Source organism: Neobacillus sp. DFD-2R (genome assembly GCF_057747865.1).
The window spans coordinates 3,857,525-3,883,377 of sequence record NZ_CM173228.1; the positions used below are offsets into that span (position 1 = coordinate 3,857,525).

A 25,853-nucleotide genomic window follows, 5' to 3' on the forward strand; every position below is an offset into this window, starting at 1 on the left:
CTAATTTTGTTGCATTTGCAACAAAAAAAACAATGAAAGAGGGGTCGAGTAAAAGTGAATTATGTTTTTTATGTATTAGGAATTTTAATATTAACCCTTGGTATTTCTTTTACTATACAATCAGATCTTGGAACTTCACCTTTTGATGCACTTTTGGTAGGGCTGTCCAAAAATGTGGGGCTTACTGTGGGAAGTTGGGAAATAATAATAGCTTTACTATTGATCTGTTGTAATTCATTTTTAAAAAGACAAAGACCAGAAGTTTTGGGGTTGTTAACATCATTTATAACAGGTATTGGTATTGATATGTGGCTTTTTTTATTGCACAATTTGATAACACCTGAACTATGGTACAGCAAAGTTGTTTGTTTTGGAATCGGCTTAATGGTTATAGGATTGGGAACAGCCATTTATTTACACACAAATTTTGCCCCGATTCCAATTGACCGTTTAACCTTAATCATACAAGAATTAACTAGAACAAATATACTGTTATCGAGAACATTCATTTACCTGGTATTTTGGATGATGGCAATAATATTCAACGGAGCCGTTGGCATTGGAACTTTATTAACCGTTTGTTTAGGAGGGCTAATACTCAACTCCTTCATGCCACTCACTAAAAAAGTAATAGACCGCATATTAACAAATACTAGTACATCACCAATTTATGATAAAGATAAAAACCATTCAATATAGGATGTTTATTATTTTTCTTGTTAAACAAACCTGCCCGGTGACTGGAAGAAGAAAAAAGAACGCCGTAACGATCATTCTTGAGCTCAAGCACCTGTTCGTATTATAAGGTCAGCCAGATATTTCTGGTTGACCATTTTTCATACGGATTTATTATAACGGTAGCCGGGGTAGAACGTAAGCACCCGTGGGACACAATACCGTCAGCTAAACAGTTCGCCCCCTACTTGAAGAAGCATGTTTGAGGCTGGTTGGGACTTGGATCTCGTAAAACAAGCGAAGCTATGATACTGCAGGAAGGATTTTAGAAGGCTCTATCTATTTTGATAGAGCCCTTTTTACCTGAATTATATCTTCTAGCTATCATCCCGATTTCAACCTGTGCACCAAGAGGTAGGGATGACACACCTATAGTTGTACGAGCAGGATATGGCTCAGAAAATTGTTTAGAATAAACCTCGTTCATTGCTGTGAAATTATTCATATCAGTTAAGAATACATTCACTTTTTCAACATTATCAGGAGTTAAACCTGCTGCTTCCAATACATTGAAAAAATTCTTAAAACATTGATTTGTCTGTTCAACAATATCCCCAGACAAATATGAAAAAATGTCTTTTTATGGTGTCAGACACTGATATTTCATTTTTCAGGACAATAAAAAGAAAGAGCTACAGATGCACGAACATCTGTAGCATTCTACCAATCGATACCCGCTAAATGGATGTATAAATTGTAGAGCCCACTTCAGCAATGGGTACTCACTTTTGTACCAACCTTTTGGATAATTCCTCTTTTCATCCTTACATCATAATAATTGCCACGATTGTTGCAGCAGCTAAACCAATGATAACAGGAAGGAAATTCCGCCTCGTTAGTGCTTCTGGATCAACTCCCGTTACACCGGCAATATCCAGAACACCCCACGGAACAAGAGTTCCACCACCGCTCCAAACAGAGCCCATTTGACCCAATGCAGCCAGTACGGCAACATTCGCGCCGATAGGATGGCCGAGTGCTTGAGCTAATGTACCTACAAGTACGAGACCAGAGAATCCAGATCCATCAAGGCCAGCAATAATTCCTACTAAAACAACAATAATGGCAACAGGGATAGCCGATAAAGGAACATGGTGGGCTAGTGCAGTTCCAAGATCAAACAAATAACCTGGGGCACCTTTCCCTAGTATCAGCGGTGAAATATCAGGTGATCCCATAAAGAAGAATCCGGCTATAGGAATAACAGGAGCAAAAATTTTTATGGAGAAAATGAAACCTTCCTGAAGATTCTTCATTACGACTTCATAGGCTTTTCTACCATGTTCGATGAGAGCAATAATGGTGAAGAGGAGTAAGCTTACCCCACCAATGAGAGCACTCGCATCTCCTCCCTTAAGGGATAAGGTGATGGTTAGAATAATGGAAATTAGGAAAGCGAGAGGAACGACAATAGCAGCAAACTTAGAGGCAAAACTAAACTCGGTCTGACTTTTTTCTTCCACTAATTGATCATTTACAATCAATCCGTTCTTCATATCTCGCCGTAAAAACCAATAAGAAAGAATAAGACTAACTAATCCAGTAACGATTACCAAAGGGACACTTGCTTTAATCAGATCCATAATCCCCACTCCAGCTGCGGAGCTTGTGAGCTTCGGAGCACCTTGAATGATGAAATCCCCTGATAACGCGATTCCATGTCCGAAAAGGTTCATCGCCATGGCGACACCAATGATCGGCAATCCAGCACGTAGAGCAATGGGAATCATCATGGGCCCAACCATCATTGTGGCTGGTGTTGGCCAGACAAAAGCAGAGATGATACCTTTTATCAAACCCGTTCCCCAAAAGGCACTACCTGGGCCTTTAAATAAATGTCGAAATGGTTTTAACACGAGCTGATCGGCTCCAATTTGTTCAAGTAGTCTCAGTAATGCAATCATGAGTCCTATAATAATGATAATCCCTAACAATTCTGACGCACTTTGTAGGTTGGCGTTATACACAACCTGAATTCCTTTTACGAAATTCCCAGTGAACACCCAGCCTAAAAGAAAGGTCCCCAAAATACAAAGCGGTATGACACCTCGCCGCATTGCCATCCCTATAATAACTAAAATCACCACAATCAAGAAAATCCAATGAGATGCGGTTAACATAGACTCTCTCCTTCCATAAAGTGATGGCACCGATCACTATATTATATGGTTGGAATTACTTGTCTGGTTCCCATATATTGCTTGTGGGAAATTTGCTTTGAAAAAGAAGAGCTATGCTCAAAAAATAAAAGCGTCAGGCACTATAGAAAGACCTTTGTCCATTTATGGTGCCTGAAGCTTAAAGTTTCGTGTCCTTCAACTCAGCGTAAGCCCGAAAAATAAAAAAGAAGCGTACCTTTCCGGTACGCAATACAAATAGCCGAATATCCGTCACACAGCCCGGGAGTGCATTGTAGGTTCTTTAAGAATTGCTTTATTCGGGAAATTGCTCCATAAGAAACAATAATAAGTGAGATTAAACCAATGTAAATGCCCTTTTCTTATATACAGAACTAGTAGTAGTAAAGCTTTTAGTGACCTGTTTCGTTGCTACAACTCTTCCATGTTTCCTAACACTTTTACGCAAATAAAAAACCTCCAAATATAATATTTGAAGGCTCTGAACACACACAGTTTCATACTTCCGTACTCACACTGTGTCGTTCAAAATCAACAAAAGACTGTGGAGGTGATAAATTATGTAAATGATTGAAAATCTTATTTTGGCGGGACCGCGTGGGAATCGAACCCACCTGACCTGGCACGCAGGTCTCAAGCAGTTTTGAAGTTAGAGGGAAGGTATCATGTTTGATTACATTTAGTTTTATATAATACCGTAAAGTCTTGATTTAATGCACTTTTTATCAAGTCATATATCATTTAATTTTATATAATTAATTATAAAAACATCTACTCTGTGACCAAGTTGTGACCAAAAGTGTGATCAGTTTTCTTATTTTATTAATGGGATAAAATAAGTAATTGAGGAGGTTTAAACATACCTCATCTTCTTCCATTTGTCATCCAAAGGGACAATGAGCTTATTGATCCAAGTGACCACAACCCTCTCAAGGTCGTCAGGTGCATTCGATTATAACAGTTTTAATTTGAAGTTGTTGATTAAATAGGCTTCTTACAGACTCAAATGATATAAACAGATGTTTTTGGTGGCAATATGATTGGTTTTGTTGCCACCAAATGACACCAACCCGAACCCTTGGCATTTTCACGGCTAGATGGCTGCTAGAGCGTCGATAGTACTATTCGATAACGTTAATATTTACCTAATCAATTTTTTACGGTTATTTTCCGGTGGTAAAAATTCTGATACTCTCTTTTCCGTCTGGTCATTTGTTTCGATGTAGCGATTTGCTTAGCGCACAAAAAGGCTTCGCTATTTATTACGCGAAACCTCTCATTTTTATATTTTAAAAATAACTTGTTTATTTTTTAAAGCCTAGTTGTGGTATGTCTTGCGTTGAAAGATATAACCTTTAATTAATGCTTACTCATAACTGTTGCACCAGGCTTAATAGGTTGTTTTTGTGTTTTTACTTCTTGTGCTGCACCCGCTGCTATTCTTTCTTCTTGTGCATAACGAATAAGTGCCAAATAACGATAAACGAAATGAGCAAATTTAGTATATGGAGCTGTAAAGAATAGAGCTGCAACACTTCCTAAATGGATTGCCAATAAAATTCCCATTGCAGCAGTATCACGAGCCAGTAACAAGATCATCCCAGTTACCGCAACAGTCACTAATATAACTGCAAAAGAAGTTCCTGACTGTTGAGCACCTTTATCATGGACTTCAGAGTCACTTTTGGCTTTAAGAGCCAATAATCCGACAACCCCAATAATGATTCCTAGTCCACCCAGGATCCCTAGGATTACTACTGGATGGTACAGAGGATATGGAGCCGGAATGTGTAAAACGTGTGCGTAAAATGCGCCTAATGCTGTTGAAGCTAAATCTAGCATAAATCCATAAGATACAAAATGGTGAAACTTACGGCGAGTAGTCGAAGGTTCATCAGTTGGATACGTACAGCCTGATCCTTCTCCGCCAAGATAGCGAAGGCTTAACGCATATTTTGTACCAGTAACAAAATCTTTTCCGATAACTTTCTCTGATTTTGGTGACTTAATATCTTGCCAGAATCTGCTCATTCCTATAATCCAGCCACCAACCATCCAAATTCCTAATGCCAAGAAAACAACAATCATTACAACTTCAGAAAGAGACTCATAGAATGCACCTGTTCCTAGATGCGTCTTCAAAAGTCCTGAAGTTCCGTTGGTTCCTATAATTAATGCGACCATTAAAATGATTCCAAAGAAAAATGTGATCCAAAAGCCGCTGCGCTTTTCTCCGAGTGCTTTGGCAAATACTCTTGGGCTTGCATATTTTCGGTATGTTTCTTCGCGCAATTGAGCAAACAACTTTGGCGGGTTAATGCCAAACTCGTGCGGTGTCGTAAATGGACATGCATAATAGCAGTCCCGGCAATCATGGCACAAATTAGCCAAATAAGTCATGTCATTATCAGTAAAATCCCGGCGCAACTCTATCGATTGCCATACAGCACAGTATCCTTCGCAATAACGGCAGGCATTACATAATTTCATTTGACGTTTTCCATCATCTAGTAGCTCTTTTGACTGCATTTGCTGCTTCCTCCCCTGCAATTCTCCCTAAAACTGTGCCCATCGTGAGTCCAAAACCAGCCAGATACCCACGGCGCAGTACATTACCTGCTGCCATTTCTCCTGCTGCAAACATATTGTTACAGAGGCGTCTATCCTTCCACTTGATCCTTGCCTGTTCGTTTACTTCTACCGCAAGGTAGGTAAATGTAATGCCAGTCTTCAGTGGATATGCATAAAATGGAGGCTTATCAATCCGTACCGCCCAATGGCTTTTTACAGGTGTTAATCCTTCTGTTTTACAGTTGTCTAGCTCAGCTGGATTAAATGTTCCTGGGCGAACGGCCTTGTTAAAGTCATTAACGGTCTTAGCAACTACTTTAGGATTAAGACCAAGTTTTTCGGCCAATTCCTCGATTGATCCGGCAGAAATTGGTCCGAATACCGAAGGCATGAATTTTCCAAGTGCCTTACTGTCAATAATCGAGTATGCAACTTGATTGGGCTGCCGGGCAATGAGTCCACCCCAAATAGCATATCGTTTTGGCCAAAAATCTTCTCCCTCGTCGTAGAACCGCTGACCATTCTTATTTACCACAATCCCAAATGGTACACTGTCAAGACGGGTAACAATTCCTCCGTCAAACTTTGGTGCCCTGCCATCAACCGCAACGGCGTGAAACGCGTCTGGTTCTCCTACCTGGGCTGCACCTTTATTAAGAAGCATTTCAAGAACATTACCTTGATTATATGGGGTACCACGAATGATAAAATTCTCAGCAGCCTCTCCCCAGTAACGTTTGTGCCATTCTATATTTGCTTCAAAACCGCCCGAAGCAAATATTATAGCTTTCGCTTTGATCGTCTCGATCCCGTTATTCCTGCGAACTTTAGCAGCCTTGAACTCAGTGCCATTCATTTCTATATCTTCTAGCATTGAATCGTACCAGACTTCTACCCCTTTTACCTTAGCGGTTTGATAGTATGAATTTATCACAGCCTTGCCGCCGCCAAGTTGAAAAATATTCGTTCTTCCTAAATGAAGGGTTCCGGATAGTGCCGGCTGCCATTGAATCCCCTGCTTGTTAAGCCAGTCCGGGAGTTCTTCGGATTTACGCACAACTAATCTTGCAATTAATTCATTTATTTCCCCTCCTGCAACTCGCCTTAAATCCTCCATAAATTCTTCCTCAGGATAAGTGCCTGTCATATACTTGTTCTCACGTGTATTCATCACCCTATAATCCCGGGTGAGTCGGCTATTTCCGCCGCGATAAAATTTAGGAGCCCGTTCAATGACCAGCACCTTTACCCCTCGATCACGAGCTGACAGTGCAGCACTTAGGGCAGCGTTCCCGCCGCCGACTACTAAAACATCAGTCTCCATATTTTAAAACTCCTTTCAAATTAACCTTTTAGCTAACTAATTGGTTAAGCGATTACAAGAGAAAAAGAGATTACTAATTTACATGTCAAAAAAGAAAAGAAGGGATACTCCTTTTCTTAATATGAAAACTGATCAAGCCATCATGGCATCCTTCTTACCAACAAAAATGGAGGTAGGTACATAGGCGTAGCCTTCCATTAGCCTTCTTGCAGTCCGGCCATTGCCAGCCTGTGCCACTAACCATTCTTCTCCCATTTTTTCTACGGATGCATCAGCATATAAAGTTCCCGAAGGATGCCCTACACTAATACCGGTATGGGTATTTAGAACAATTTGATTAGGGATCGTTCCATTAATTTTTGCAGCTGCTGCAAGAGCCATCGCCCCACTCACTGCATGTGCGCTATGAAGAGATCCCATCGTAATATAGCGTGAAAGAACATCAACATCTTCTTGTTTAACAAGCTGTTGATTGACTGTTTTATATTCTTTTGGCTTCGAAATCATGGCAATTTTCGGCAATGCATGGGTTGAAGGAGAGACACGTTCGCCTTCTTTAATCAGGCCGATCTTAATCCCGGCTTTAACACGAATTTTCTCTAAGGTATTAAGCAATACAGTATTCCCGTTAACTTCATTGGGAAGCTCTGTTCCTGTTTGCCCGACATCTTCTGCCCGAACAAACACCAGCGTATTAACACAATCAACAATACTTACCTCATACTCCTGGCCATTCTCCAACTTGATGATATCTGTTGGGCTATTGGTAGGGAGTGTTTTTCCTGTAAAGGTTCCGCCCGCATCTAAAAAGTTAAGCATGATTCTGGACGATGAACCAGGAACACCGGCAATTGAAAATCCCCCCTCATATTGAATTTGCCCATTTTTTACAGGTATTTCTGCAACAATAATTTTTTTTGTATTTGTGTTGTATATTTTTACGGAAGTAATGGGTTCAGTTAATGGAACATATCCTTCTTCGACGGCATACAAACCTACTGCAGTGACAAAATTTCCGCAGGTTACATTATAGTCAACCACTTGGCGATCTAGGCTCACCTGGCCAAAAGTATAATCAATATGCGCATCAGGAAGAGAGGATGGACCGACAATTGCTAATTTACTAGTTGTTGAGGTTCCTCCTCCCAAACCATCAATTTGGCTGTTGTCAGGACTGCCATAAATCCTTAAGATGACCCCATCCCTTAATGTTTCGTCTGCAGGGAGGTCTGATCTTCTTAGTATGAGCCCCTTACTTGTCCCCCCTCTCATAATAACAGTTGGTATCTTGTGTAATTGACCATAATCAAACATACTTTAACCTCCATTGTCTTTCTTTTTTTAAACTATAATATAGAAAAATATTATGTTTAAGTTTCGACTAATTCATCTCAAACGACTCAAAGGATGAAATGATTCTGGCAACCTAATACTGTTTTTAAGTATTAGAGATTTTGTGCTGCTGAATAAGGATTATCTGACTTGGTTCAATTGATTTCTTCCAAGCTTCTTTTAGAGGTTCGAGGTCCAAAGAATATGGCTAATCCTGATACAATCCAAACAAGTGAAATATTGAAGAGAAATAATTATAGATTTCTTTCTTCCTACTCTATCACCGAGCCATCCCCTGCAAAGATTCCTAAAAACATTCCAAAGAAGGCAATGGAGTTGATTGTTGCTATAACACTTAATGGCAAGTGCCAATATTTTACCGAAGCCGGAGATGCCTATGAAAACGTATTTAAATCGGCGTACTCAAAAAAAATAGGCAATAGACAAAGCAATACGAACCATTCTGTGAATCGAAGAAAAAGGCAACCGATCCATCCGATTTACTATATTAAGCCCACTGGATCAATTGGTAATTAAAAGTTATCATAATGTAAAGAATAAAAAAAATATTGATTGTTTATTAACTATCATAAATACCTTTTATGATGGAGAGAAAAAGTTTATATTTGTTTCAAATAAAAGGATTCTTGATTTTTAAATAAAATTAAGTGTAAATCAAATTTGGAAGACTGAAGAATTTACATGGATATGTACAAGTTTTTCGGGGGCAGTTATATAGTACTTTTTTATTTATACCACACAATTTCGCCGGATACTTGAACCAGAAAAAGGTAATCCCTCTAACAGAAGGTCCAACATAACGGTTACTGCCAGAAGGTCTGCTGACCCTCCCGGACTGATGTTTCTTCCAATGAATTCCTTGTCCATTTCAAACACTATCTCCATACCTTTTGGTGTTAACATACCTCCTAAATCCAGTACCTGTTGGGCATAACGTTGAACATATTCCAAAGTTTTTAAATCATGTCTTGCAACGATATTGGTATCCTCGTTTACCGCCATTAAATGAAGGAGTACCTGCACTAGAATATCGTTGATATGGAAGGATTTTAAAGATTTTAATTTCCTTATTACAGGAAGAGAGTAATTGCGCACGGTAGCAAAGCCGCTTTCTACTTCTCCACGTATACCCCTCAGACCATATTTCAGAAAAAGTTTTTCCCCGTAAGTAAGACCTTCGGACTTGTTCAAGAAAGTTAGTTCCCTTAAACATAAACCCTTAGTCATTAGAGAAACCTTCTCACAGATTATCTCGATATCCATATTTTTGGATTTATTTTCCACCATACTGCAAGAAGCTGCCGCACAAATGACACCTAAGGAAAAAATTAGACCTTTATGAGTATTTACACCGTCCGTTGCCTCAAACATCACTTTTTCAGCATTAATCCCAAGGCCTCTTAAGGCTTGAAACAGTTCTTCAGGATTTTTCCCTGAGTACTTTACGCCTTCAACAACACAGTAAGAGAAATAGTTACTCAGTGCAAAGCTGCTGTCTATAAACGTAAAGAAATCCATATCGGTATGTGCCCCTTTGTTGAATCTGTCAACAAGCCCAGGTTTGGGGCTAGCGGAAACCTCATAAAGTAAAGCACGCAGCGCTTTTTGCGAAATGGTTTGCATCCAGGATTCCTCCATGTTTGATCTTTTTCTCCTTTCAAGCTTGCAAACATATTATTAATATGACCAAACCCCATAATTTCCTTAGAGGATTATCGGAGTTTGGCCTTCATATCTAATTTAAGGTATAATTTTTTATATAAGAATCAACCATACTATGGATCTTCTCAATAAGTGCTTCTGTTGTATGTCCTCTGTTCCGCACGCAAATATGGGCATCCTGTTCACAGAGCAGGCATTTACGTTTTAAACTACCTAAGGTTTCTCTAGAAATAGGCTTTCCATCAATCCCAAGGACATCTAAATCAAACAGCCGGCCAAGTGGATGCTCATTCTCAATCCCAAGCATAAGTGCTTTTAAAGACCGTTCAGCGGTTTTCACCACAAAGAACGCCTCATGTCCAGTATCTAAATCTTTGGAATCATAATACTCCAATCGACAATCGGTCTCCTTGAGTTTTTTAACCAGTGCATTGCAGCCCTCATGAAAAATGATGGAGCTGTCTGCCGTTTTCTTGCTCGCACCTGGCATATTCACAGTGAATGATACCAATGGCAATCTGTATTTCTCGATTAATTCCTTCTGATGGGCTGCCCTAAGCTCACGAGCCTCTAATAATTGCTCAAGGGTTATTTGTAAAGTTGCAGTCATCTTCAAGACTCCTTCTTTATCTGGTGAATTACATCAATCACTGATCCATCCCGGTACTTAACCACACCGACAATCTTATCTTCTACCTTGATTGGTTCCGGAATTCCGACTATTTGATTGGCTTTTGCCTTGAGTGCTTCAATGGACATAACCGGCAGATTTGCATTTTTTAGGTTATGATACAAATCCTGCCTTCGAGGATTCACAGCAATCCCTTGGTCAGTAACCAATACATCAATAGAGCAGCCCGGAGTGACTACCGTATGCACCCTGTCGAGAATAGTTGGCATCCTGCCCCTAATGAGTGGAGCGACAATAATTGCGCAAGCTGCACCTGCTGCTGAATCACAGTGTCCCCCTGAAGCGCCGCGAATGACTCCATCAGATCCGGTAATGACGTTCACATTAAAATCAAGATCGATTTCCAATGTGCTTAATACTGTTACATCCAATTGATTTACTGCACTTCCCGGATTATCCGGACTTGCATAATACTCAGCATCAATCTGTTGGTGAAACCGGTTATTTTTAAGTGATTCGTCTGCTTGAAGGTCAAAGCCTTGTACATCTAGTAATCTATTAATTAGCCCTTCTTCATGGAGAGCAACCAGCTGACCTGTAATCCCGCCCAACGCAAAGCTCGCTTTGATATTTCCCTCAATCATCTTTTCTCTTAAAAACCTTGTTGCCGCCAGGGAAGCCCCGCCAGATCCTGTTTGCAGTGAAAACCCGTCTATGAAATAGCCTGAAGCAGCTATAACTTCAGCTACATTCTGAGCGATTAGCAAATCTTTGGGATTCTTGGTAAACCGAGTCGCTCCCGACATAATTCCTTTTGGATCACCGATTGCATCCACAACCACGATATAATCGACCTGAGACTCAGGTATAGCGAACGGTGTATTAGGATATTCCACCAAATGATCCGTGATTAAAACCACTTTTTTGGCATGTTGGGCATCAACCTTGGCATATCCCAATGAACCGCACTCTGATGCCGCTGTATTGTCCCTTGCATATCCATTGGCATTGCCGGCAGGGTCACAGGATGGCACACCTAAAAAGGCAACATCAATGGGCAATTCTCCTGAGGCGATCGCTCTGGCTCTGCCGCCATGAGAATTGATCACAACGGGTATGTCCATCAAGCCGTTTGAAATAGCATCAGCCAATTCACCTCGCAGTCCGCTTGTCTCAATCCTCCGAATGACTCCTCTTTTGATATGATTAATCAATGGTGCATGGATGCCCGAAAGAGAGCTTGGTGCTAAAACAAGATCCTTAATTCCCATACGTGAAATGGCATTCAGAACCATATTAATGATATAATCACCATTTCGAAAATGATGATGGAAGGAAATCGTCATCCCATCTTTTAAGCCTGTTTCACGAATCGCTGTTTCAATAGAATCAAGGATTTTATTTCGATCAGAATTCTTAAGGCGGTCTTTAGAACGCTGTGTATTTTTTACCAATCCATTTGAATCAAACAGTGGTAATGCTCCGAGTCCAAAAATCACTTCCGGAATATTTCGTCCAACTCTATTAAACATTATTGCCACACCTCCTCCATACTTTCTCTATATACAACATCAGCCAGTTCAAGGACACGATATGCTCTTTCGATGATCGGTTTGTCAACCATTTTACCGTCCATGCTTATAACACCCGACCCTCTTTTCTCCGCTTCCTTCGCTGCTTCGATAACCCGAATGGATTTCTGAATTTCATCTTCTGTTGGCGTAAAGATATGATGCAAAATATTAATTTGGCGTGGATTAATAAGGGATTTTCCATCAAACCCTAATTGTTTGATAAGTTTAGCTTCGCGGATAAATCCTTCTTCATCATTAACATCAGAAAAAACAGTATCCAAAGCATCAATCCCGGCTGCCCGTGCCGCAAAGAGGATTTGACTCCTTGCAGCGAGTAATTCAATCCCATCTGGGGACCTTGTGGTTTTAAGGTCAGTTACAAAATCCTCCGCTCCAAGCGCAATACCAATAAGCCGCGAACTTGCCATTGCAATTTTATAAGCATTAATAACTCCCAAAGCGCTTTCAACAGCCGCCATAAGTTTGATGGTCCCCAGTTCGATGCCATTTTCCTTTTCAATCTGTGTAATTAATTGATCAGCTTCCACTACATCTTCTGGTGTCTCGGTTTTGGGCAGCCGGATCGCGTCTGGCATTGCTCTGACCATAGCTTCAAAATCATCTCTGCCATAAGGTGTATTTAAACCATTTACACGGACAACAACTTCCGTTCGTCCATAATCACAAGTTCTCAGCGCTTCATAGACTAAAAGTCTCGCCGCGTCTTTTTCATTAAGGCAAACTGAATCTTCCAAGTCAAACATGATGGCGTCCGACCCATAGATATGAGCGTCCCTAATCATCCCTGGATTGTTTCCTGGTACATACAACATACTCCTTCTCAGTTGGTCCACTTATTTCACCCCCCAGGGAAAACAATTTTGATGGGCAGCCCTGCTTACTGCCGACCTAACTCTAGCCCGGATGGTGCAATCTAAAGCCCCTTTATCATTCGCCAGGACTAACGCATTCTCTACCCCTAACTCTAGTAATGTCTCTAAAATCACCTTTTTGATTTGTTTACCAAACTGATTAGCGACAGTGCTTTTGAGTTCAAGTTCGATTCCTTTACCTTCATTCTTTTCAATCTGAATGGTGATATCGCTTGACTCAAGCGTCCCTGCAATTCCTATATCCAAAATTTTTATTCTTTCTGGCAACATCAACATTTTTCTTCAACCTCCATTAATGCCGTTTATGGCCTTTCATAATCTGCTTGATAATCTCCTCTGCGTCAGGGGATAAAAGAAATTGATACGTTGTTTCGGGAACCAGCTTCTTCACTTCGTCAAGCTTACCTGCATTGATCAGTTCCCGTACTCTTGAAGCGCTAATCGGTTCCTTTTCATACAACATCCTTGGAATAACCTGAACCTCAATATCATGGGCAGGGAGAATTTCTTGCATAATCGAGTTATACATTGATGTAACCTTGCAGAAGGGTTCCTCACCAACAAATCTTTTTTGAATTCCAAGTGTCGGAGCAATACAGCGTGCAAATATGTCTATGTCCAGCCTAGCATGGGTTTCGACCACATCATGGAACTCTTTGATAAAATAGGATGGGAAAGTTGCATCCGATATGATATAATCCTTTCCAGAATGAACAACAACATTATCCAAGTGTTTAACTCCTTCTTTTACAAGCCTGTATCTGACTGCAGAAGGAAAACTTGACTTGTCCTCCTGGAGAAAAAAAATATGGAGCGTTTCGCATTTCGACGCTGCAAACTCGATTAGGTACTGATGCCCAAAAGTAAACGGATTGCAATTTACTATGACAGCTCCTGCTTTCTTGCCCCCTGTATCAGGGATAACTTCTTCTTTCTCTTGGATGATTTGTTTCAGGTAGTTTTTAATCCCCGCCGGGCGGTTTTCCATTAGAACGACCTTTGAAGGAACTTCGGCGACTGGATAAAACCCCAAGTCAGAGAATATGCTCTTGTTTTTCGGCTTTGTATAGATAAAAAGATGCGTGTTTCCTCTTGAATAGGCCTCATGGACAAGATGGGTGACAAGTTTTGCTGACAGCCCCATGTTCTGATATTCCTCATCCACAGCAATGCATTTTAGAATTCTACCGCCAAGGGAACCTGTAGCCACGATCTTTTGACCATCAAATATAGCAATTGTATATTCAACATCCGCATCCAGAGATAAATTCTGCTTTTTGAGAAATCCCTTCAACTGACCCCTTTCTGCGTTTGATTTAAGGGTTAGAATCTTTTCAGTCAATTTGACATAACACATTGCATGTTCACCTTTTTTATGTTAGATTGCAACTAACTTCGCAATTCCAGTCGACTCGGCTACCATTTTCACAGCATTAGCGACAACCTGGCTCACTCTCTTATCAAAAGCATCCGGTATAATATAGTTTTCGTTAAGTTCTTTATCGGTAACAAGATCAGCAATTGCTCTTGCCGCCGCTAACTTCATTTCATCCGTAATATCTTGGGCTCTCACTTCCAACGCACCTTTAAAGATCCCTGGAAAAACCAACAAATTATTGATTTGATTAGGGAAATCCGAACGACCGGTTGCAATGATTCTTGCGCTGCCAGCTTTCGCATCATCCGGCATTATCTCTGGAGCTGGGTTTGCCAGCGCAAAAATAATATTATTTTGATTCATCGTATGTACCATTTCTTTAGTTAAAACATTTTCTACCGAAACACCGATAAACACATCTTTATTTTTGATAATGTCTTGAAGGTTGCCTGTTTCAAATTCCTGATTAGTCAATTTAGCTATTTCCTTTTGGGCATCATTAATCGTTGGATCTCCTGCAACAATAGCTCCGTTGATATCACATAATACGATATGCTCTGCCCCTGCAGCCAAAAGGATTCTGGCAATCGCAATGCCTGAGGCGCCTGCGCCGTTTATCACAATCTTAAGTTCTTTTAAAGTCTTATTAAGAAATTTAACGGCATTATATAATCCTGCTAACACAGCAACTGCTGTTCCATGCTGGTCATCATGGTAAACGGGGATATCCAATGTTTCTTTTAATTGTTTTTCAATATAAAAACATTCCGGTGCTTTAATATCCTCAAGATGGATTCCGCCGAACCCTGAAGCAATCATTTGGATGGTTTTAACAATTTCATCAGGATCATTACTGTCTAAACAGATTGGAAAGGCATTCACATTACCAAATTCCTTGAGGAGCAATGCTTTCCCTTCCAGTACGGGTAAGCCTGCAAGCGGACTGATACTTCCCAGACCTAAAACAGCCGTACCATTGGTGATCATAGCAATGGTTGTTCCTTTGATGGTATAATCATAAGCGTTATTCTTATCTTTATTAATCTCTTTGCAAGCTTCGGCTACTCCTGGAGTATAAATGAGAGATAAGTCTTCCTTACTTTTTAACTCTATTTTTGCGTTAATCTCTAATTTTCCGTTATATTCCCTATGCAATTGCAAGGACTTTTCTTTAAGATTCAATATACTTACCTCCATCTAAAGTTTTGTAGATTAATTTTGAGTTATCTTTTGACATATCGGCATTCAGAACAGCCTTTCCGCTGCCGGCTACAAAATGATCATATTATAATTTTTGTAATAAAAAAAATATTGGAAATTTATATAAGTTCATTAAAAAAATTTATGGTAAATACCTTTTTTAATCTTTATAAAAGACAAAAAAACTTTAGGGATTCCCCCTAAAGCTTTCTAGGCACCTATTAGTTTGAATATATTTTTCATTAATATTAAACTGCTACTAAAGCAGGAGATTGTTCATTTAAATAAATAATCTCTGAAAGAATTTTAAAACCCTTAACATCCTGTAATGCTTCTCTTGCTTCCTTTTCGCTATCAAACTCATACATTGTAATGCCTTTTTCGTTTGAATAAACAGTTATAATCCACATTGAAATCCCCTCCATGAAATCGGTCCTTTTATGATGAAAATCTTTAATATAAGCATATTATAATTTTTGTAATAAAAAAAATATCAATAATTTATAAAAGTCTATTGAAAATTTTTATGATAATATGGGAATCTATCAATTTGGTCGGCTAGAAAAAAAAGAAAAGAAGACTAAAAACTAATTAGCTTCTTTTCTTAGAGTTCCATATTAGTAAAATATTAATATTAGAGATTGGATGATGCTGAGTAGGTATTCAAAGGCTGAGTTCCATTGATTTCTTCCAGGCTTCGCTTGGAAGTACGTGGTCCAAAGAAGATTGCTACTGCTGTTGCAGCCCAAACAACTGAAATTAGAATAAATACATTAAAGTATCCGAATCCTGTGTAAACAAAACTAATAATAAATGGCCCGATTACATTGGAAGCTCGACCGATTCCGTAAGTTAAACCTTGTCCAAAGGAACGTACTTCTGTTCCATAAAGTTCTGATGTATACGTATAAAGATTAGATGAGAAGGTTCTTTCGATATAATTAATAAGGAAGCCGAATACAACAATCATCGTCGGATTTAGTGTTGCTCCGAATAAAAATACTGCAATTGCAATGAAGAAACAGGAGACAATAATATTTGTTTTTCTCTCGAATCGGTCTGAAATCATTGCACCGGTTAAGGAGCCTAATGGAGCGCCTAAAGTAATTAAAGTACTGTAAAGTAAAGAGTGGGAAATTCCAATACCTTGTTTTACTAATAATGTAGGAACCCAGGACCCAAAGCCATAAAAGGCTATGGTTTGAAGGATCCAGACGCAAATAAGAATAATCGTACGTTTAAGGTAAATCCCTTTGAAAATATCTGACATTCTCCCTGTAGTTACTGGAGCAATCATTACTTCAGGCTCCGGTTTAGCAAGGGGCCCTTTTTCATATGCCACGATTTTTTCTATTTGTTCCAAGGTTTCTTTTGCTTTACTTACTTGTCCTTTCATTTCATACCAACGAGGTAATTCAAACAATTTAACAATTCCGAATAACGCAAAGATCCCCAGTGCTCCCCATACAAACACGAGTCTCCATCCATAATCTGCGATAGGTATTATCCAAGTGGAAACATAACCAGTGATCGGAATACCCGTAATTCCAATCGCAACAGCCAGGCCTTGATATTTACCGCGAACAGCTTTTGGAAAGAATTCGATAATATACGTATTCGCATTAACTAATAAAGACGAAGATGCCATCCCTGTTACAAATCGGAAGATTGCAAGTGACCAAATATCCCACGAAAGCGCATTCAAAGCAGAGAATAAAGATAACAGTACAAGTGAAATAATTATCGATTTCTTTCTTCCTGCCTTATCGCCAAGCCATCCCCCTGCAGTGGCTCCTATAAACATTCCGAGAAAGGCACTGGAGTTAATAATTGCGATAGTATTTAAAGGTAAATGCCATTTTCTCACTAATGCAGGTGCAGCGTATGAAAACGTATTCAAATCTGCGAATTCAAAAAAGTATGCAACAGCTAAAGCAATAATTATTTTCTTGTGAACAGAAGAAATAGGTAACCGATCCATTCGATTTGCTATATTAAGTCCCGATTTATACATGACAATTCCTCCCCTTTTGTCTCATGTTTTTTTCATTCCTCCCCTTTCTGTCATTGTCATTGACATGTCTATCAAAGTTGTTAAATAAAAATTATCATAATTCAAAAAATAAAAAAAATATCGATTATTTATTAACATCCATAAAATCTCTTTATGATAAAGAAAGATTGGAGAAATTTAAAAATTATTTTATCGCTTTTTATTTATTTTAGAGGAATAAACAGTATACTACTAATTGTTTATGTATAAAAAAGTAAAATGTAATTTTATATTTTCATATTTATATTTTTAGTATAGTATTAATCATTGAAATAATTTGTATATTTACAAAATATAATTTATGGTTAAGGAGGTAAGTGCTGCAATGGATGAAAAAGATTGGGTTATTCTCCAAACCATCTTTCAGGAGAGAAATATTTCTAAAGCCGCAGAAAAACTGTATATTTCTCAACCGGCATTAACCTATCGCTTACAGCAATTAGAAAGAGAATTTGATACAATGATTGTTGCGAGAGGAAAAAGAGGTGTAGAATTCACGGCACAAGGTGAATATATAGCCCAATATGCAAGAAATATGATTTTGCAGCTTCGAAACACGAAAGAATTTGTACAGAACATGGATAAGGAAATCAGAGGGGTATTAAGAATTGGAGTTTCCGGTATTTTTGCAAGATACGAACTTCCAGCCATATTAAAAGAATTCATTAATCATTATCCAAATGTTGAAGTTAACGTTAAAACTGGTTGGAGTGCTGAAATAAACCATCTGCTTCATAAAGAAGAGGTTCATGTTGGTATTGTCCGCGGAAATTATATCTGGCAGGAAGAAAAATATTTATTTCGTGAAGAGCCTATGTTAATAGTATCGCAAAAACAAATAAAAAATATAAAGGAATTACCTAGCCTGCCCAGAGTTAATTATGAAACGGACCAAACCCAAAAAACATTAATTGATAATTGGTGGCAGGAGACATTTGACCAGCCTCCTACCGTCACAATGGAGGTAGACCGCATCGATACTTGTAAAGAAATGGTTCTTATGGGTTTAGGGTATGCCATTCTTCCATCAATTTGCTTAAAAAAAGAAGACGATGTTCACAAAATAATATTAACCAAGAAGAATAGAGAGCCTTTAAAAAGAAATACATGGCTGCTGTACCGGGAAAGGTCACTTTCACTGTCGGCTGTTCACGCATTTGTCGACTTTTTAAAAGAGTACGATAATATAAAATAGATGCTAAAGATCTTATAAGGCAAAAATTTGCAAAAATTTCAATAACCTTTTAGAAGGATTAAGAAAGAGAGTTGAGGTGGGATTGTACGACTATAAGTAGGTTCCACCCTAATTTTCACTCACGAAAGACTGTGTTAGACTGAAATGAAAAACCGTTTTAGACTGATACATAAAACCGTTCGACCTCTTACGTAATTATTATTAAGGAAGGGGTTTTTTATTTTGCGTCAAGGTCAAATGAGACGTGTTAAACGTGAAACGAAATCAGTCAATGTTGGAGGATATTCTTATTCCATTTCAGAGATGTACTGGTCGAAATCCGTTTGGGAATAAGTGCAAACACTTATTCGATATTGTTTCAGGAATCTTATTTTGGCGGGACCGCCTGGGAATCGAACCCAGCAGCGACTACACGAGCCGCTCAAGCAGTTTTGAAGACTGTGGAGGACACCAGTACCCCATTCAGCCCCATTTTGACAGCAAGATTATTATACTAATAAAAGCAACGTGGTTACAATACTTTTCACATAATTGTAATTTTACTTTCTATTGCTTGTTTTATTTGCCAAAAACAGACTATAATAAGATGAAAAAATGTTTTTGTAGGTGAATGTGAATGCTTCATGGTTGGTTTTTGTGGTTTATCCTATTTTGGATTTTAATATTGGTTTATTCTTTCGCGGTTGGCGGGTACTTTATGTTCCGAAAGTTTTTGAAAAAAATGCCAAAAGCCGACGGCAAATCGGTAATGGATTGGGAAGAACATTATGTGAATGAATCACGACATCTGTGGAGCGATCAGGAAAAAGCTCTACTGGAAGATTTAGTCAGCCCCGTTCCGGAACTTTTCCGTGATGTTGCCAGGCATAAGATTGCCGGGAAAATTGGTGAGATTGCGCTTAAAGAAAATGCTCCAAAAATAACCGAAGAATTGGTGATTCGCGGTTATATTCAGGCAACACCAAAAAGAGATCATAAATTTTTACGTAAAAAGCTGTTTGAAAATAGAATTGACGTCGCACCCTATGAACACCTTTTCTAAAACCGTCCGGTATCATGGACGGTTTTATTTTTCAAAAAAATTATAAAAAACACTGGTCCTCAGAGGAGAACCAGTGTTACCGGCCAAACCATTTTAATGTTTCACCCCATGCAGCTGATTAAAGAGCCTTTTGTAATCTCTAAACATCGCCACGCGCCATGGCACGATCATGCTGAAGGCAAGCAGGAAGAACATTCCGCCTAATTGGGTGTAGACGATCGTTGTACTTAAAACTGCCTTCATAATGATCCTGACAATCAATAGTCCAATTAGGATAAAGATAAAAGCCTTGGAACGCTTCAAATAAATATCATTATCGCGAATCTCAAACTTTGAAGTTTTAATAAGTAAAATGGAAAAAAGCATCCCAACTATTATAGCTTCGACAGTTTCCAATGTCGTTAGGCGAAATTGCGGCCATATATACATTAAGGCACCTGTACTCATGAAAAACGGCGGTAAAATGATTTTTCTCGCATTAGTAGGTTTTTTTGCCGCTTTTAAACGGATGAACAAGACGAAAACGGCCATGAAAGCCGCGCCAATCGAAGAAGCAACAACCATGTTCATTGGTACTCATTCCTTATCTAATTATTTTCATACTCATTATATATCAAACCATAGAAATAAGAAAAAAATATCTACATATTATTTATCTTAATTTTGTTACCAAAAATGAATAACTAAAAGCAATACAACCAAAAAAAGGTAAAAACAAAAACCATTTCAGGAGTCCCGTAAATGGTTACTATTTTAACGCTCTATTGATGGCATCAAGAACCCGGCAATCATCAAAGGGTTTCACAATAAAGTCTTTAGCACCGGATTCAATCGCTTCAACGATAATTTTTTGCTGTCCCATGGCCGAGCACATAATAATTTTCGCATTCGGAAATTCATTGCGAATGATCCTTACCGCTTCAAGACCGCCCATTTCCGGCATTGTAATATCCATGGTCACAAGGTCAGGCTTTAATTCCCGATAAAGCTGAATGGCCAATTTCCCGTTTTCCGCTTCCCCTACGACCACATGGTCAGCTTTATTTAAAATACTGTTCAATGTTACTCTCATTAATTTTTTATCATCAACAATTAATATTCTTGCCAACACATCTCCCCCAGGAACCACCAAAGATACCAAGCCATCTGAATCTAGCATCCTCGAAATCAAAGAATCCATATTAGACTATTCAAATAAAATATAAAAAATCTTAGCAAGATTATCAAATCATTTCCAGAAGAAATTAAAATCCTGAGAAGTTACCAAACAATCCTTGGAAAATGGTTATTATTTTGGTCATCCAATCGAAAAAGAGCACAATCCCCATTACAATCATAATGTATCCGCCAATTTTTACAATCTTTCCGCTATGCTTCCGAATCCATTTCATCCGCCCAACAAAGAAAGATAAGATAAGAAATGGCACAGCAAAGCCAAGCGAATAAGCAATCATGTATAAAACGCCTGAACCGGGATTTGATGCTGCAAGTAGAATAACAGAAGAAAGAATCGGACCAGTACAGGGTGTCCAGCCGGCAGCAAATGCCATCCCGATAAGGATTGAACCAACATAGCCGGAAGGGCGATTTTTAAATTCGAAACGACGGTCCTTCATCATAAATTCCGGATTTAATATCCCTACAATCATTAGACCAAAGAAAACGATAAATATTCCGCCAAGCTGACGAATCAATGTTTGATATTCAAGGAAAAAGCGTCCAATAAAGGAAGTGCCAAAACCGATTGCAATAAAAATGATGGAAAACCCTAATAGGAAAAATAAGGTATGAAAAAGGCTCCTCTTTTGCAGCATCGCATTTTCACTTTTTAATTCCCCTACTGACATTCCAGTGATATAGGATAAAAAGGCAGGATATAGAGGCAGGCAGCATGGTGAGATGAAACTTAAAAATCCTGCTCCTACTGCTAAAAATAGATTTACGTCATGCATATTAACACTCCCACTATAGTCGATACTCATTCATTCTAACAAAACTTTTAAACAAAAGATAATGGTTATCATGAATATTTTGTGTCTCCATCTATATTTCATATCCATTTCATAAATATATTAAGATTTCAAAGATTCACCTTGATTAATGGATATTATTTTACATATCACCTTTGAATTTATTCCCATCATAGGTTATACTAGTAAAACGAAATGATAGTTTCTGTAAATTATATTTTGCCGCCAATTTTAGGAGATTCTCCGGAAAGGACATCAGCCGTGATCAAACAAGATTTAATCACATTAATTGAAAAAAAGCGGGCTGAATTAATTCAAGTCGCGATCACTAACGGCTTAAGTTCCTCCGTTGCGATACGCCACAGTCAGGAGCTTGACAATCTATTAAATGAATATAATCGAATTTACATAAAAAAAAATTCATACTGCTAGCTATTAAAAGCCCGGTTAAAAACCGGGCTCTTTCTTTTTAATTCAAAACGTCCTCTAATCGTTCAACGGCACCATTCTGCAAAAGGAACATTTTATGATATAACCCGCCAAGTGTGAGAAGTTCTTGATGTGTTCCTCGTTCGACAATTTCACCATCGTGAAGAACGAGAATTAAATCGGCATCCTGTATCGTTGATAATCGATGGGCAATCGCAATTGTCGTCCGTCCTTTACGCATCTTGGCTAATGCGATTTGGATAGCTTCTTCTGTTTCGGTGTCAATATTGGCTGTTGCTTCATCAAGAACAAGGATTTTCGGTTTGGCTGCAATCGTCCTTGCAAAAGCGATTAATTGCCTTTGTCCGCTTGAAAACGATGCCCCCCTTTCCACTACCCGATGCTGATACCGATCTTCCAATTTTTCAATAAAGGAATGGGCTTGAACAAACGCAGCTGCTTTTTCTACCTCTTCGTCCGTTAACCCTAAATTATGGAGACGAATATTCTCCTTCACCGTACCATAGAACAAAAAAGGATCCTGTAAAACGAGACCCATCTTGTCTCTAAGCTCATTTTTAGAGTAGCTCCGAATCGATTCACCGTCAATTAATATTTCCCCGCGCTCAAATTCATAAAACCGCATCAATAAATTAATAATCGAGCTTTTTCCACTGCCGGTATGGCCTACTAGTGCCACCGTTTCCCCAGGGTTGGCTGTAAAGGATATATGTTTTAGAACATCACGCTTTCCATCGTAAGAAAAGCTTAAATTCTTAAAAACAATTTTTCCTTTTTCGATTGATTTCGTTTTTTCTGCATTTTGCGATGGTTCCAATTCTCGCTCATCTAACAGTTTAAAAACTCTTGATCCTGCAACAATGGCTTGTTGGTACAAAGATAACCTCATCATCATCTGATTAACAGGTTCAAAAAAGCGATCTAAATAATTGAAAAAGGCGTATAATACTCCAATTTGGACTGTGTGCTGAAATGAAGTAATTCCGAAATAGCTGATAACGATGATTAAACCGATAAGATAAATTAAATCAATCGCAGGCCTTAATAACAGGCTATCGATTTTAATATTTCTCATTCCTGCTTTAAAATGCTGATCATTGATCTCACCGAACTCGCTGCACAGGCGTTTTTCCTGACGAAACACCTGGATGATTGCCATCCCCTGCAAGGATTCACTTAACTTTGCATTTAACTGGCTTAATCTTTCACGCATATCAGAATAAAAGCGCGAACTTAATTTTCTGTACAAGTTTATAACAAACAATAGAATCGGAATGATAATCACGCATAACAACGCAAGTTTCACATTCAAAATAAACATAGCGATGAATATCCCTGTTAGTAAAAAACCACTTTGGATAAATGTCGCTAAAACGGTTACAAACATTTCTTTAATGGCTTCAGTATCATTCGTAACCCTGGAAACAATGCTCCCGGCAGGTGTAGTGTCAAAATACTTAAGACCTAATGACTGAACCTTTGAAAAAACATCAATACGAAGCTGTTGAATGATCTTTAAGGCAATCTCCTGAAATTTCACCAACTGAAAAAACATGATGACGGATTTAGCAATTTGAATCCCCATATAAACGGATCCCAAGATTAGCAAAGGCTGAAATGCAATCTTCCCGGGTGTTAAATAATCATCGATAAAGTTTTTGACTAAAAGCGGCCCAACGATGTCTCCCACCGTTGTCAAAAGCAGCAGACTGAAGGCCAAGGTTAATGAATTTTTATATGGCTTTGTATATGAAAGAAGGCGATATAAAACCCTTCGTTGCTCCTTCTCTGTCAACAATTCAGTCTTTTCCATGTTAACGTCCTCCATGCTCTACCAACTCTTCTAACTGCTGTCGCAAATACATCTCCTTGTACCACCCGTCACGATCCATCAGAACTTCATGTGTACCTCTTTCGATAATGTTCCCGTCATCTATCACAAGAATCAGTGTCGCGTGTTGAATGGCACTTAATCGGTGCGAAGTAATAATCGTTGTCTTCCCTTCCCGTTCCTGCCTGAGGGACGAAAGGATCGCTTCTTCCGTTTTGGCATCTACTGCGGATAAGGAATCATCAAGGACCAAAACTTCCGGAGTCATCAGTAAGGCACGGGAAATTGAAATTCGTTGTTTCTGTCCACCCGATAATGAGACACCCCGTTCGCCAACCATCGTCTGATAGCCGTCAGTAAATTGAAGTATATCCTGATGGATACTTGCCAATTTGGCAGCACCTTCAATTTCCTCCGGTTTTGCCTGCGGATTTGTAAACGCAATATTCTCAGCTACCGTTGCTGAGAATAAAAAATGATCCTGTGGAACATAGCCAATGGCTTCACGTAATTTTTCAAGCTTGTATTCCTGAATGGCTTTCCCGCCAAAAATGATTTCCCCTTTATAGCTTTCATACTCACGAATAAGAAGTTTTAAAAGAGTAGTCTTACCTGCTCCGGTTTTGCCTACGATGCCAAGTGTTTCTCCTGATTTTAATGAAAATGATATATCCTTCAAAATCGGCTCTGTTTCTCCAGGGTAGGTAAATTCAGTAATCTTAAATTCGATATCACCGCTTGGTACGATATCTAATGCCTTTTCATCGTCGGTTATTGCAATTGCTTCGCCTAGTAGAGAGGTAACTCGTTCATAGGAAGCGCGGCCGCGCTCGACAATGTTAAACAACCAGCCAAATGCCAGCATCGGCCAAATCAGTAATCCTAAATAAGTGGTAAATGAGATTAATTGGCCAATCGTTAATTCGCCTGACAACACATATTTTGCTCCGAATACGATTGATAAGAAAAAGGAAATTCCAACAATGATAGAAATGGTCGGGTCATAAAGAGAATCAATTTTGGCCACTGTGATATTTTTTCGAACAACATCCTCTGATTGCTTTCGGAAGTCTTCAATATCTTCCTGTTCCTGGCCGAACGTTTTGATGACTTTTATACCAGTTATACTTTCTTGTGTTTTATCATTTAAAGAAGAAAATGCTTCCTGTGCCTTATGGAAGGTTCGATGCAGCATTGTCCCAAACCAACTTGTCAATAATGCCATAAATGGCATCGGAATCAAACATATTAGGGTCAATTTCCAGCTGATTGTGAACGCCATTGTGAGTATGACAAAGCCTCCAGTGGAGAGAGAATCCACAAAGGTTAACACCCCTGCCCCGGCAGTTTGCTGGATGGCCTGTATGTCATTTGTTGCATGGGCCATGAGGTCGCCAATGCGTCGTTTTTGGTAGAATGCCGGTGACATATTTGTGAAATGCCGGTATAAACGATTTCTTAATATCTTACTAAGCTTTACCGAAGAACCAAAAATCATGATTCGCCAATAATATCTTAGGATATAGGTGACTAGACCCACAACTGCAAGGACAATTACCCATTTCACAATGATCCCTTTTGTCATCGTTCCATTTTTTATATGATCCGCAATGATACCAATTACTTTAGGCGGCACCAGCTGCAGCAGTGCCACAAACAACAGAAGAAGAATTCCGGATATGTATGCTTTTCTCTCTTGTTTAAAAAACCAGCCTAATTCTAAAAAAACCTTCATGTCACACCCCCGAATGCTACCATTATCTAATTTTTCTAAAAAAAACCAAATCAGCGTAGAGGTTTTATTTTAACAAAAATTCTTAAAATAATAAATATTTTGAAACACCATTTAATTT

At 38.8% G+C, this 25,853-nt stretch carries 24 protein-coding genes and 1 tRNA gene; 5 read left to right on the forward strand and 20 right to left on the reverse strand.

Annotation, left to right across the window (positions count from 1 at the left end; translation table 11 throughout):
• The first annotated feature begins 54 nt into the window (after window positions 1–54).
• Window positions 55–699, forward strand: coding sequence for a YczE/YyaS/YitT family protein (locus tag AC3ANV_RS19260; RefSeq protein WP_488310293.1), 645 nt, complete (start codon window positions 55–57; stop codon window positions 697–699).
• 301 nt (window positions 700–1,000) lie between these two features.
• Here AC3ANV_RS19260 and AC3ANV_RS19265 read toward each other — a convergent pair whose 3' ends face one another.
• The 5 genes from AC3ANV_RS19265 to AC3ANV_RS19285 all read right to left on the reverse strand — a co-directional run bounded on the left by AC3ANV_RS19265 (window position 1,001) and on the right by AC3ANV_RS19285 (window position 8,082).
• Window positions 1,001–1,297 carry a Rid family hydrolase gene (locus AC3ANV_RS19265; protein ID WP_488310294.1) on the reverse strand — a complete coding sequence of 99 codons (297 nt, stop codon included), beginning with the start codon at window positions 1,295–1,297 and terminating at the stop codon, window positions 1,001–1,003.
• A gap of 202 nt (window positions 1,298–1,499) precedes the next feature.
• The gene (locus AC3ANV_RS19270; RefSeq protein ID WP_488310295.1) at window positions 1,500–2,855 is read right to left on the reverse strand and encodes a hypothetical protein; all 1,356 of its coding nucleotides are present in this window, start codon (window positions 2,853–2,855) and stop codon (window positions 1,500–1,502) included.
• 1,377 nt (window positions 2,856–4,232) lie between these two features.
• Window positions 4,233–5,402 carry a tricarballylate utilization 4Fe-4S protein TcuB gene (gene tcuB / locus AC3ANV_RS19275; protein WP_488310296.1) on the reverse strand — a complete coding sequence of 390 codons (1,170 nt, stop codon included), beginning with the start codon at window positions 5,400–5,402 and terminating at the stop codon, window positions 4,233–4,235.
• A complete protein-coding gene (gene tcuA / locus AC3ANV_RS19280) occupies window positions 5,377–6,768 on the reverse strand; it encodes an FAD-dependent tricarballylate dehydrogenase TcuA (protein WP_488310297.1) in 1,392 nt (463 codons plus the stop codon). The genes tcuB and tcuA overlap by 26 nt, the downstream gene beginning before the upstream one ends.
• Window positions 6,769–6,900: 132 nt before the next feature.
• A complete protein-coding gene (locus AC3ANV_RS19285) occupies window positions 6,901–8,082 on the reverse strand; it encodes a 2-methylaconitate cis-trans isomerase PrpF family protein (RefSeq protein WP_144568501.1) in 1,182 nt (393 codons plus the stop codon).
• 168 nt (window positions 8,083–8,250) lie between these two features.
• Between AC3ANV_RS19285 and AC3ANV_RS19290 the strand changes: the two genes are divergently transcribed.
• A complete protein-coding gene (locus AC3ANV_RS19290; RefSeq protein ID WP_488310298.1) occupies window positions 8,251–8,637 on the forward strand; it encodes a hypothetical protein in 387 nt (128 codons plus the stop codon).
• Window positions 8,638–8,850: 213 nt separating this feature from the next.
• On the opposite strand, the gene citG is transcribed toward AC3ANV_RS19290, so the two are convergent.
• The 9 genes from citG to AC3ANV_RS19335 form a co-directional block, all read right to left on the reverse strand.
• Entirely contained in the window at window positions 8,851–9,744 is an 894-nt protein-coding gene (citG, locus tag AC3ANV_RS19295; RefSeq protein ID WP_488310299.1) for a triphosphoribosyl-dephospho-CoA synthase CitG, read from the reverse strand.
• 112 nt (window positions 9,745–9,856) lie between these two features.
• Window positions 9,857–10,393 carry a citrate lyase holo-[acyl-carrier protein] synthase gene (citX, locus tag AC3ANV_RS19300; RefSeq protein WP_488310300.1) on the reverse strand — a complete coding sequence of 179 codons (537 nt, stop codon included), beginning with the start codon at window positions 10,391–10,393 and terminating at the stop codon, window positions 9,857–9,859.
• A gap of 2 nt (window positions 10,394–10,395) precedes the next feature.
• On the reverse strand, window positions 10,396–11,946 hold the full coding sequence (gene citF / locus AC3ANV_RS19305) for a citrate lyase subunit alpha (protein WP_488310301.1): 1,551 nt from the start codon (window positions 11,944–11,946) through the stop codon (window positions 10,396–10,398).
• Complete coding sequence (citE, locus tag AC3ANV_RS19310; RefSeq protein ID WP_488310302.1) at window positions 11,946–12,842, reverse strand: citrate (pro-3S)-lyase subunit beta; 897 nt, start codon at window positions 12,840–12,842, stop codon at window positions 11,946–11,948. Before citE ends, citF begins: the two co-directional genes overlap by 1 nt.
• A complete protein-coding gene (gene citD / locus AC3ANV_RS19315; RefSeq protein WP_488310303.1) occupies window positions 12,843–13,157 on the reverse strand; it encodes a citrate lyase acyl carrier protein in 315 nt (104 codons plus the stop codon).
• Between the two features lie 16 nt (window positions 13,158–13,173).
• Entirely contained in the window at window positions 13,174–14,223 is a 1,050-nt protein-coding gene (citC, locus tag AC3ANV_RS19320) for a [citrate (pro-3S)-lyase] ligase (protein ID WP_488310304.1), read from the reverse strand.
• Window positions 14,224–14,259: 36 nt separating this feature from the next.
• On the reverse strand, window positions 14,260–15,441 hold the full coding sequence (locus tag AC3ANV_RS19325) for an NAD(P)-dependent malic enzyme (protein ID WP_488310305.1): 1,182 nt from the start codon (window positions 15,439–15,441) through the stop codon (window positions 14,260–14,262).
• A 266-nt stretch (window positions 15,442–15,707) separates the two neighbouring features.
• Entirely contained in the window at window positions 15,708–15,869 is a 162-nt protein-coding gene (locus AC3ANV_RS19330) for a hypothetical protein (protein ID WP_488310306.1), read from the reverse strand.
• 224 nt (window positions 15,870–16,093) lie between these two features.
• Entirely contained in the window at window positions 16,094–17,473 is a 1,380-nt protein-coding gene (locus tag AC3ANV_RS19335; RefSeq protein WP_488310307.1) for an MFS transporter, read from the reverse strand.
• A gap of 364 nt (window positions 17,474–17,837) precedes the next feature.
• Here AC3ANV_RS19335 and AC3ANV_RS19340 point away from each other — a divergent pair, with 364 nt between their 5' ends.
• The gene (locus AC3ANV_RS19340; protein WP_488310308.1) at window positions 17,838–18,707 is read left to right on the forward strand and encodes a LysR family transcriptional regulator; all 870 of its coding nucleotides are present in this window, start codon (window positions 17,838–17,840) and stop codon (window positions 18,705–18,707) included.
• A gap of 373 nt (window positions 18,708–19,080) precedes the next feature.
• Here the strand turns inward: AC3ANV_RS19340 and AC3ANV_RS19345 are convergent.
• A tRNA-Sec gene (locus AC3ANV_RS19345) sits at window positions 19,081–19,177 on the reverse strand.
• Window positions 19,178–19,323: 146 nt separating this feature from the next.
• On the opposite strand from AC3ANV_RS19345, the gene AC3ANV_RS19350 reads away from it, so the two are divergent.
• Window positions 19,324–19,749 (forward strand): DUF2621 domain-containing protein, encoded by a 426-nt coding sequence (locus AC3ANV_RS19350; RefSeq protein WP_488310309.1) that lies wholly within the window; start codon window positions 19,324–19,326, stop codon window positions 19,747–19,749.
• Window positions 19,750–19,842: 93 nt separating this feature from the next.
• On the opposite strand, the gene AC3ANV_RS19355 is transcribed toward AC3ANV_RS19350, so the two are convergent.
• The 3 genes from AC3ANV_RS19355 to AC3ANV_RS19365 form a co-directional block, all read right to left on the reverse strand.
• The gene (locus AC3ANV_RS19355) at window positions 19,843–20,319 is read right to left on the reverse strand and encodes a CcdC family protein (RefSeq protein ID WP_488310310.1); all 477 of its coding nucleotides are present in this window, start codon (window positions 20,317–20,319) and stop codon (window positions 19,843–19,845) included.
• A gap of 178 nt (window positions 20,320–20,497) precedes the next feature.
• On the reverse strand, window positions 20,498–20,857 hold the full coding sequence (locus tag AC3ANV_RS19360) for a response regulator (RefSeq protein WP_488310311.1): 360 nt from the start codon (window positions 20,855–20,857) through the stop codon (window positions 20,498–20,500).
• A 136-nt stretch (window positions 20,858–20,993) separates the two neighbouring features.
• Window positions 20,994–21,701 carry a cytochrome c biogenesis CcdA family protein gene (locus AC3ANV_RS19365; protein WP_488310312.1) on the reverse strand — a complete coding sequence of 236 codons (708 nt, stop codon included), beginning with the start codon at window positions 21,699–21,701 and terminating at the stop codon, window positions 20,994–20,996.
• Between the two features lie 213 nt (window positions 21,702–21,914).
• Between AC3ANV_RS19365 and AC3ANV_RS19370 the strand changes: the two genes are divergently transcribed.
• The gene (locus tag AC3ANV_RS19370; RefSeq protein WP_488310313.1) at window positions 21,915–22,151 is read left to right on the forward strand and encodes a Spo0E family sporulation regulatory protein-aspartic acid phosphatase; all 237 of its coding nucleotides are present in this window, start codon (window positions 21,915–21,917) and stop codon (window positions 22,149–22,151) included.
• Window positions 22,152–22,188: 37 nt separating this feature from the next.
• Here the strand turns inward: AC3ANV_RS19370 and AC3ANV_RS19375 are convergent, their stop codons facing one another.
• Together AC3ANV_RS19375 and AC3ANV_RS19380 are read right to left on the reverse strand one after the other, a co-directional pair.
• Window positions 22,189–23,982, reverse strand: coding sequence for an ABC transporter ATP-binding protein (locus tag AC3ANV_RS19375; RefSeq protein WP_488310314.1), 1,794 nt, complete (start codon window positions 23,980–23,982; stop codon window positions 22,189–22,191).
• Window position 23,983: 1 nt separating this feature from the next.
• Window positions 23,984–25,735 (reverse strand): ABC transporter transmembrane domain-containing protein, encoded by a 1,752-nt coding sequence (locus AC3ANV_RS19380; protein ID WP_488310315.1) that lies wholly within the window; start codon window positions 25,733–25,735, stop codon window positions 23,984–23,986.
• Between the last annotated feature and the right edge of the window lie 118 nt (window positions 25,736–25,853).

Coding starts and splice junctions, on each gene's coding strand:
- AC3ANV_RS19380 (WP_488310315.1), bottom strand. CDS start 25,735: ATGAAGGTTTTTTTAGAATTAGGCTGGTTTTTTAAACAAGAGAGAAAA.
- AC3ANV_RS19375 (WP_488310314.1), bottom strand. CDS start 23,982: ATGGAAAAGACTGAATTGTTGACAGAGAAGGAGCAACGAAGGGTTTTA.
- tcuB (WP_488310296.1), bottom strand. CDS start 5,402: ATGCAGTCAAAAGAGCTACTAGATGATGGAAAACGTCAAATGAAATTA.
- citG (WP_488310299.1), bottom strand. CDS start 9,744: ATGCAAACCATTTCGCAAAAAGCGCTGCGTGCTTTACTTTATGAGGTT.
- citD (WP_488310303.1), bottom strand. CDS start 13,157: ATGTTGATGTTGCCAGAAAGAATAAAAATTTTGGATATAGGAATTGCA.
- AC3ANV_RS19355 (WP_488310310.1), bottom strand. CDS start 20,319: ATGAACATGGTTGTTGCTTCTTCGATTGGCGCGGCTTTCATGGCCGTT.
- AC3ANV_RS19285 (WP_144568501.1), bottom strand. CDS start 8,082: ATGTTTGATTATGGTCAATTACACAAGATACCAACTGTTATTATGAGA.
- AC3ANV_RS19335 (WP_488310307.1), bottom strand. CDS start 17,473: ATGTATAAATCGGGACTTAATATAGCAAATCGAATGGATCGGTTACCT.
- AC3ANV_RS19350 (WP_488310309.1), top strand. CDS start 19,324: ATGCTTCATGGTTGGTTTTTGTGGTTTATCCTATTTTGGATTTTAATA.
- citX (WP_488310300.1), bottom strand. CDS start 10,393: ATGACTGCAACTTTACAAATAACCCTTGAGCAATTATTAGAGGCTCGT.
- AC3ANV_RS19330 (WP_488310306.1), bottom strand. CDS start 15,869: ATGTGGATTATAACTGTTTATTCAAACGAAAAAGGCATTACAATGTAT.
- AC3ANV_RS19370 (WP_488310313.1), top strand. CDS start 21,915: ATGATAGTTTCTGTAAATTATATTTTGCCGCCAATTTTAGGAGATTCT.
- AC3ANV_RS19270 (WP_488310295.1), bottom strand. CDS start 2,855: ATGTTAACCGCATCTCATTGGATTTTCTTGATTGTGGTGATTTTAGTT.
- citF (WP_488310301.1), bottom strand. CDS start 11,946: ATGTTTAATAGAGTTGGACGAAATATTCCGGAAGTGATTTTTGGACTC.
- tcuA (WP_488310297.1), bottom strand. CDS start 6,768: ATGGAGACTGATGTTTTAGTAGTCGGCGGCGGGAACGCTGCCCTAAGT.
- AC3ANV_RS19340 (WP_488310308.1), top strand. CDS start 17,838: ATGGATGAAAAAGATTGGGTTATTCTCCAAACCATCTTTCAGGAGAGA.
- AC3ANV_RS19365 (WP_488310312.1), bottom strand. CDS start 21,701: ATGCATGACGTAAATCTATTTTTAGCAGTAGGAGCAGGATTTTTAAGT.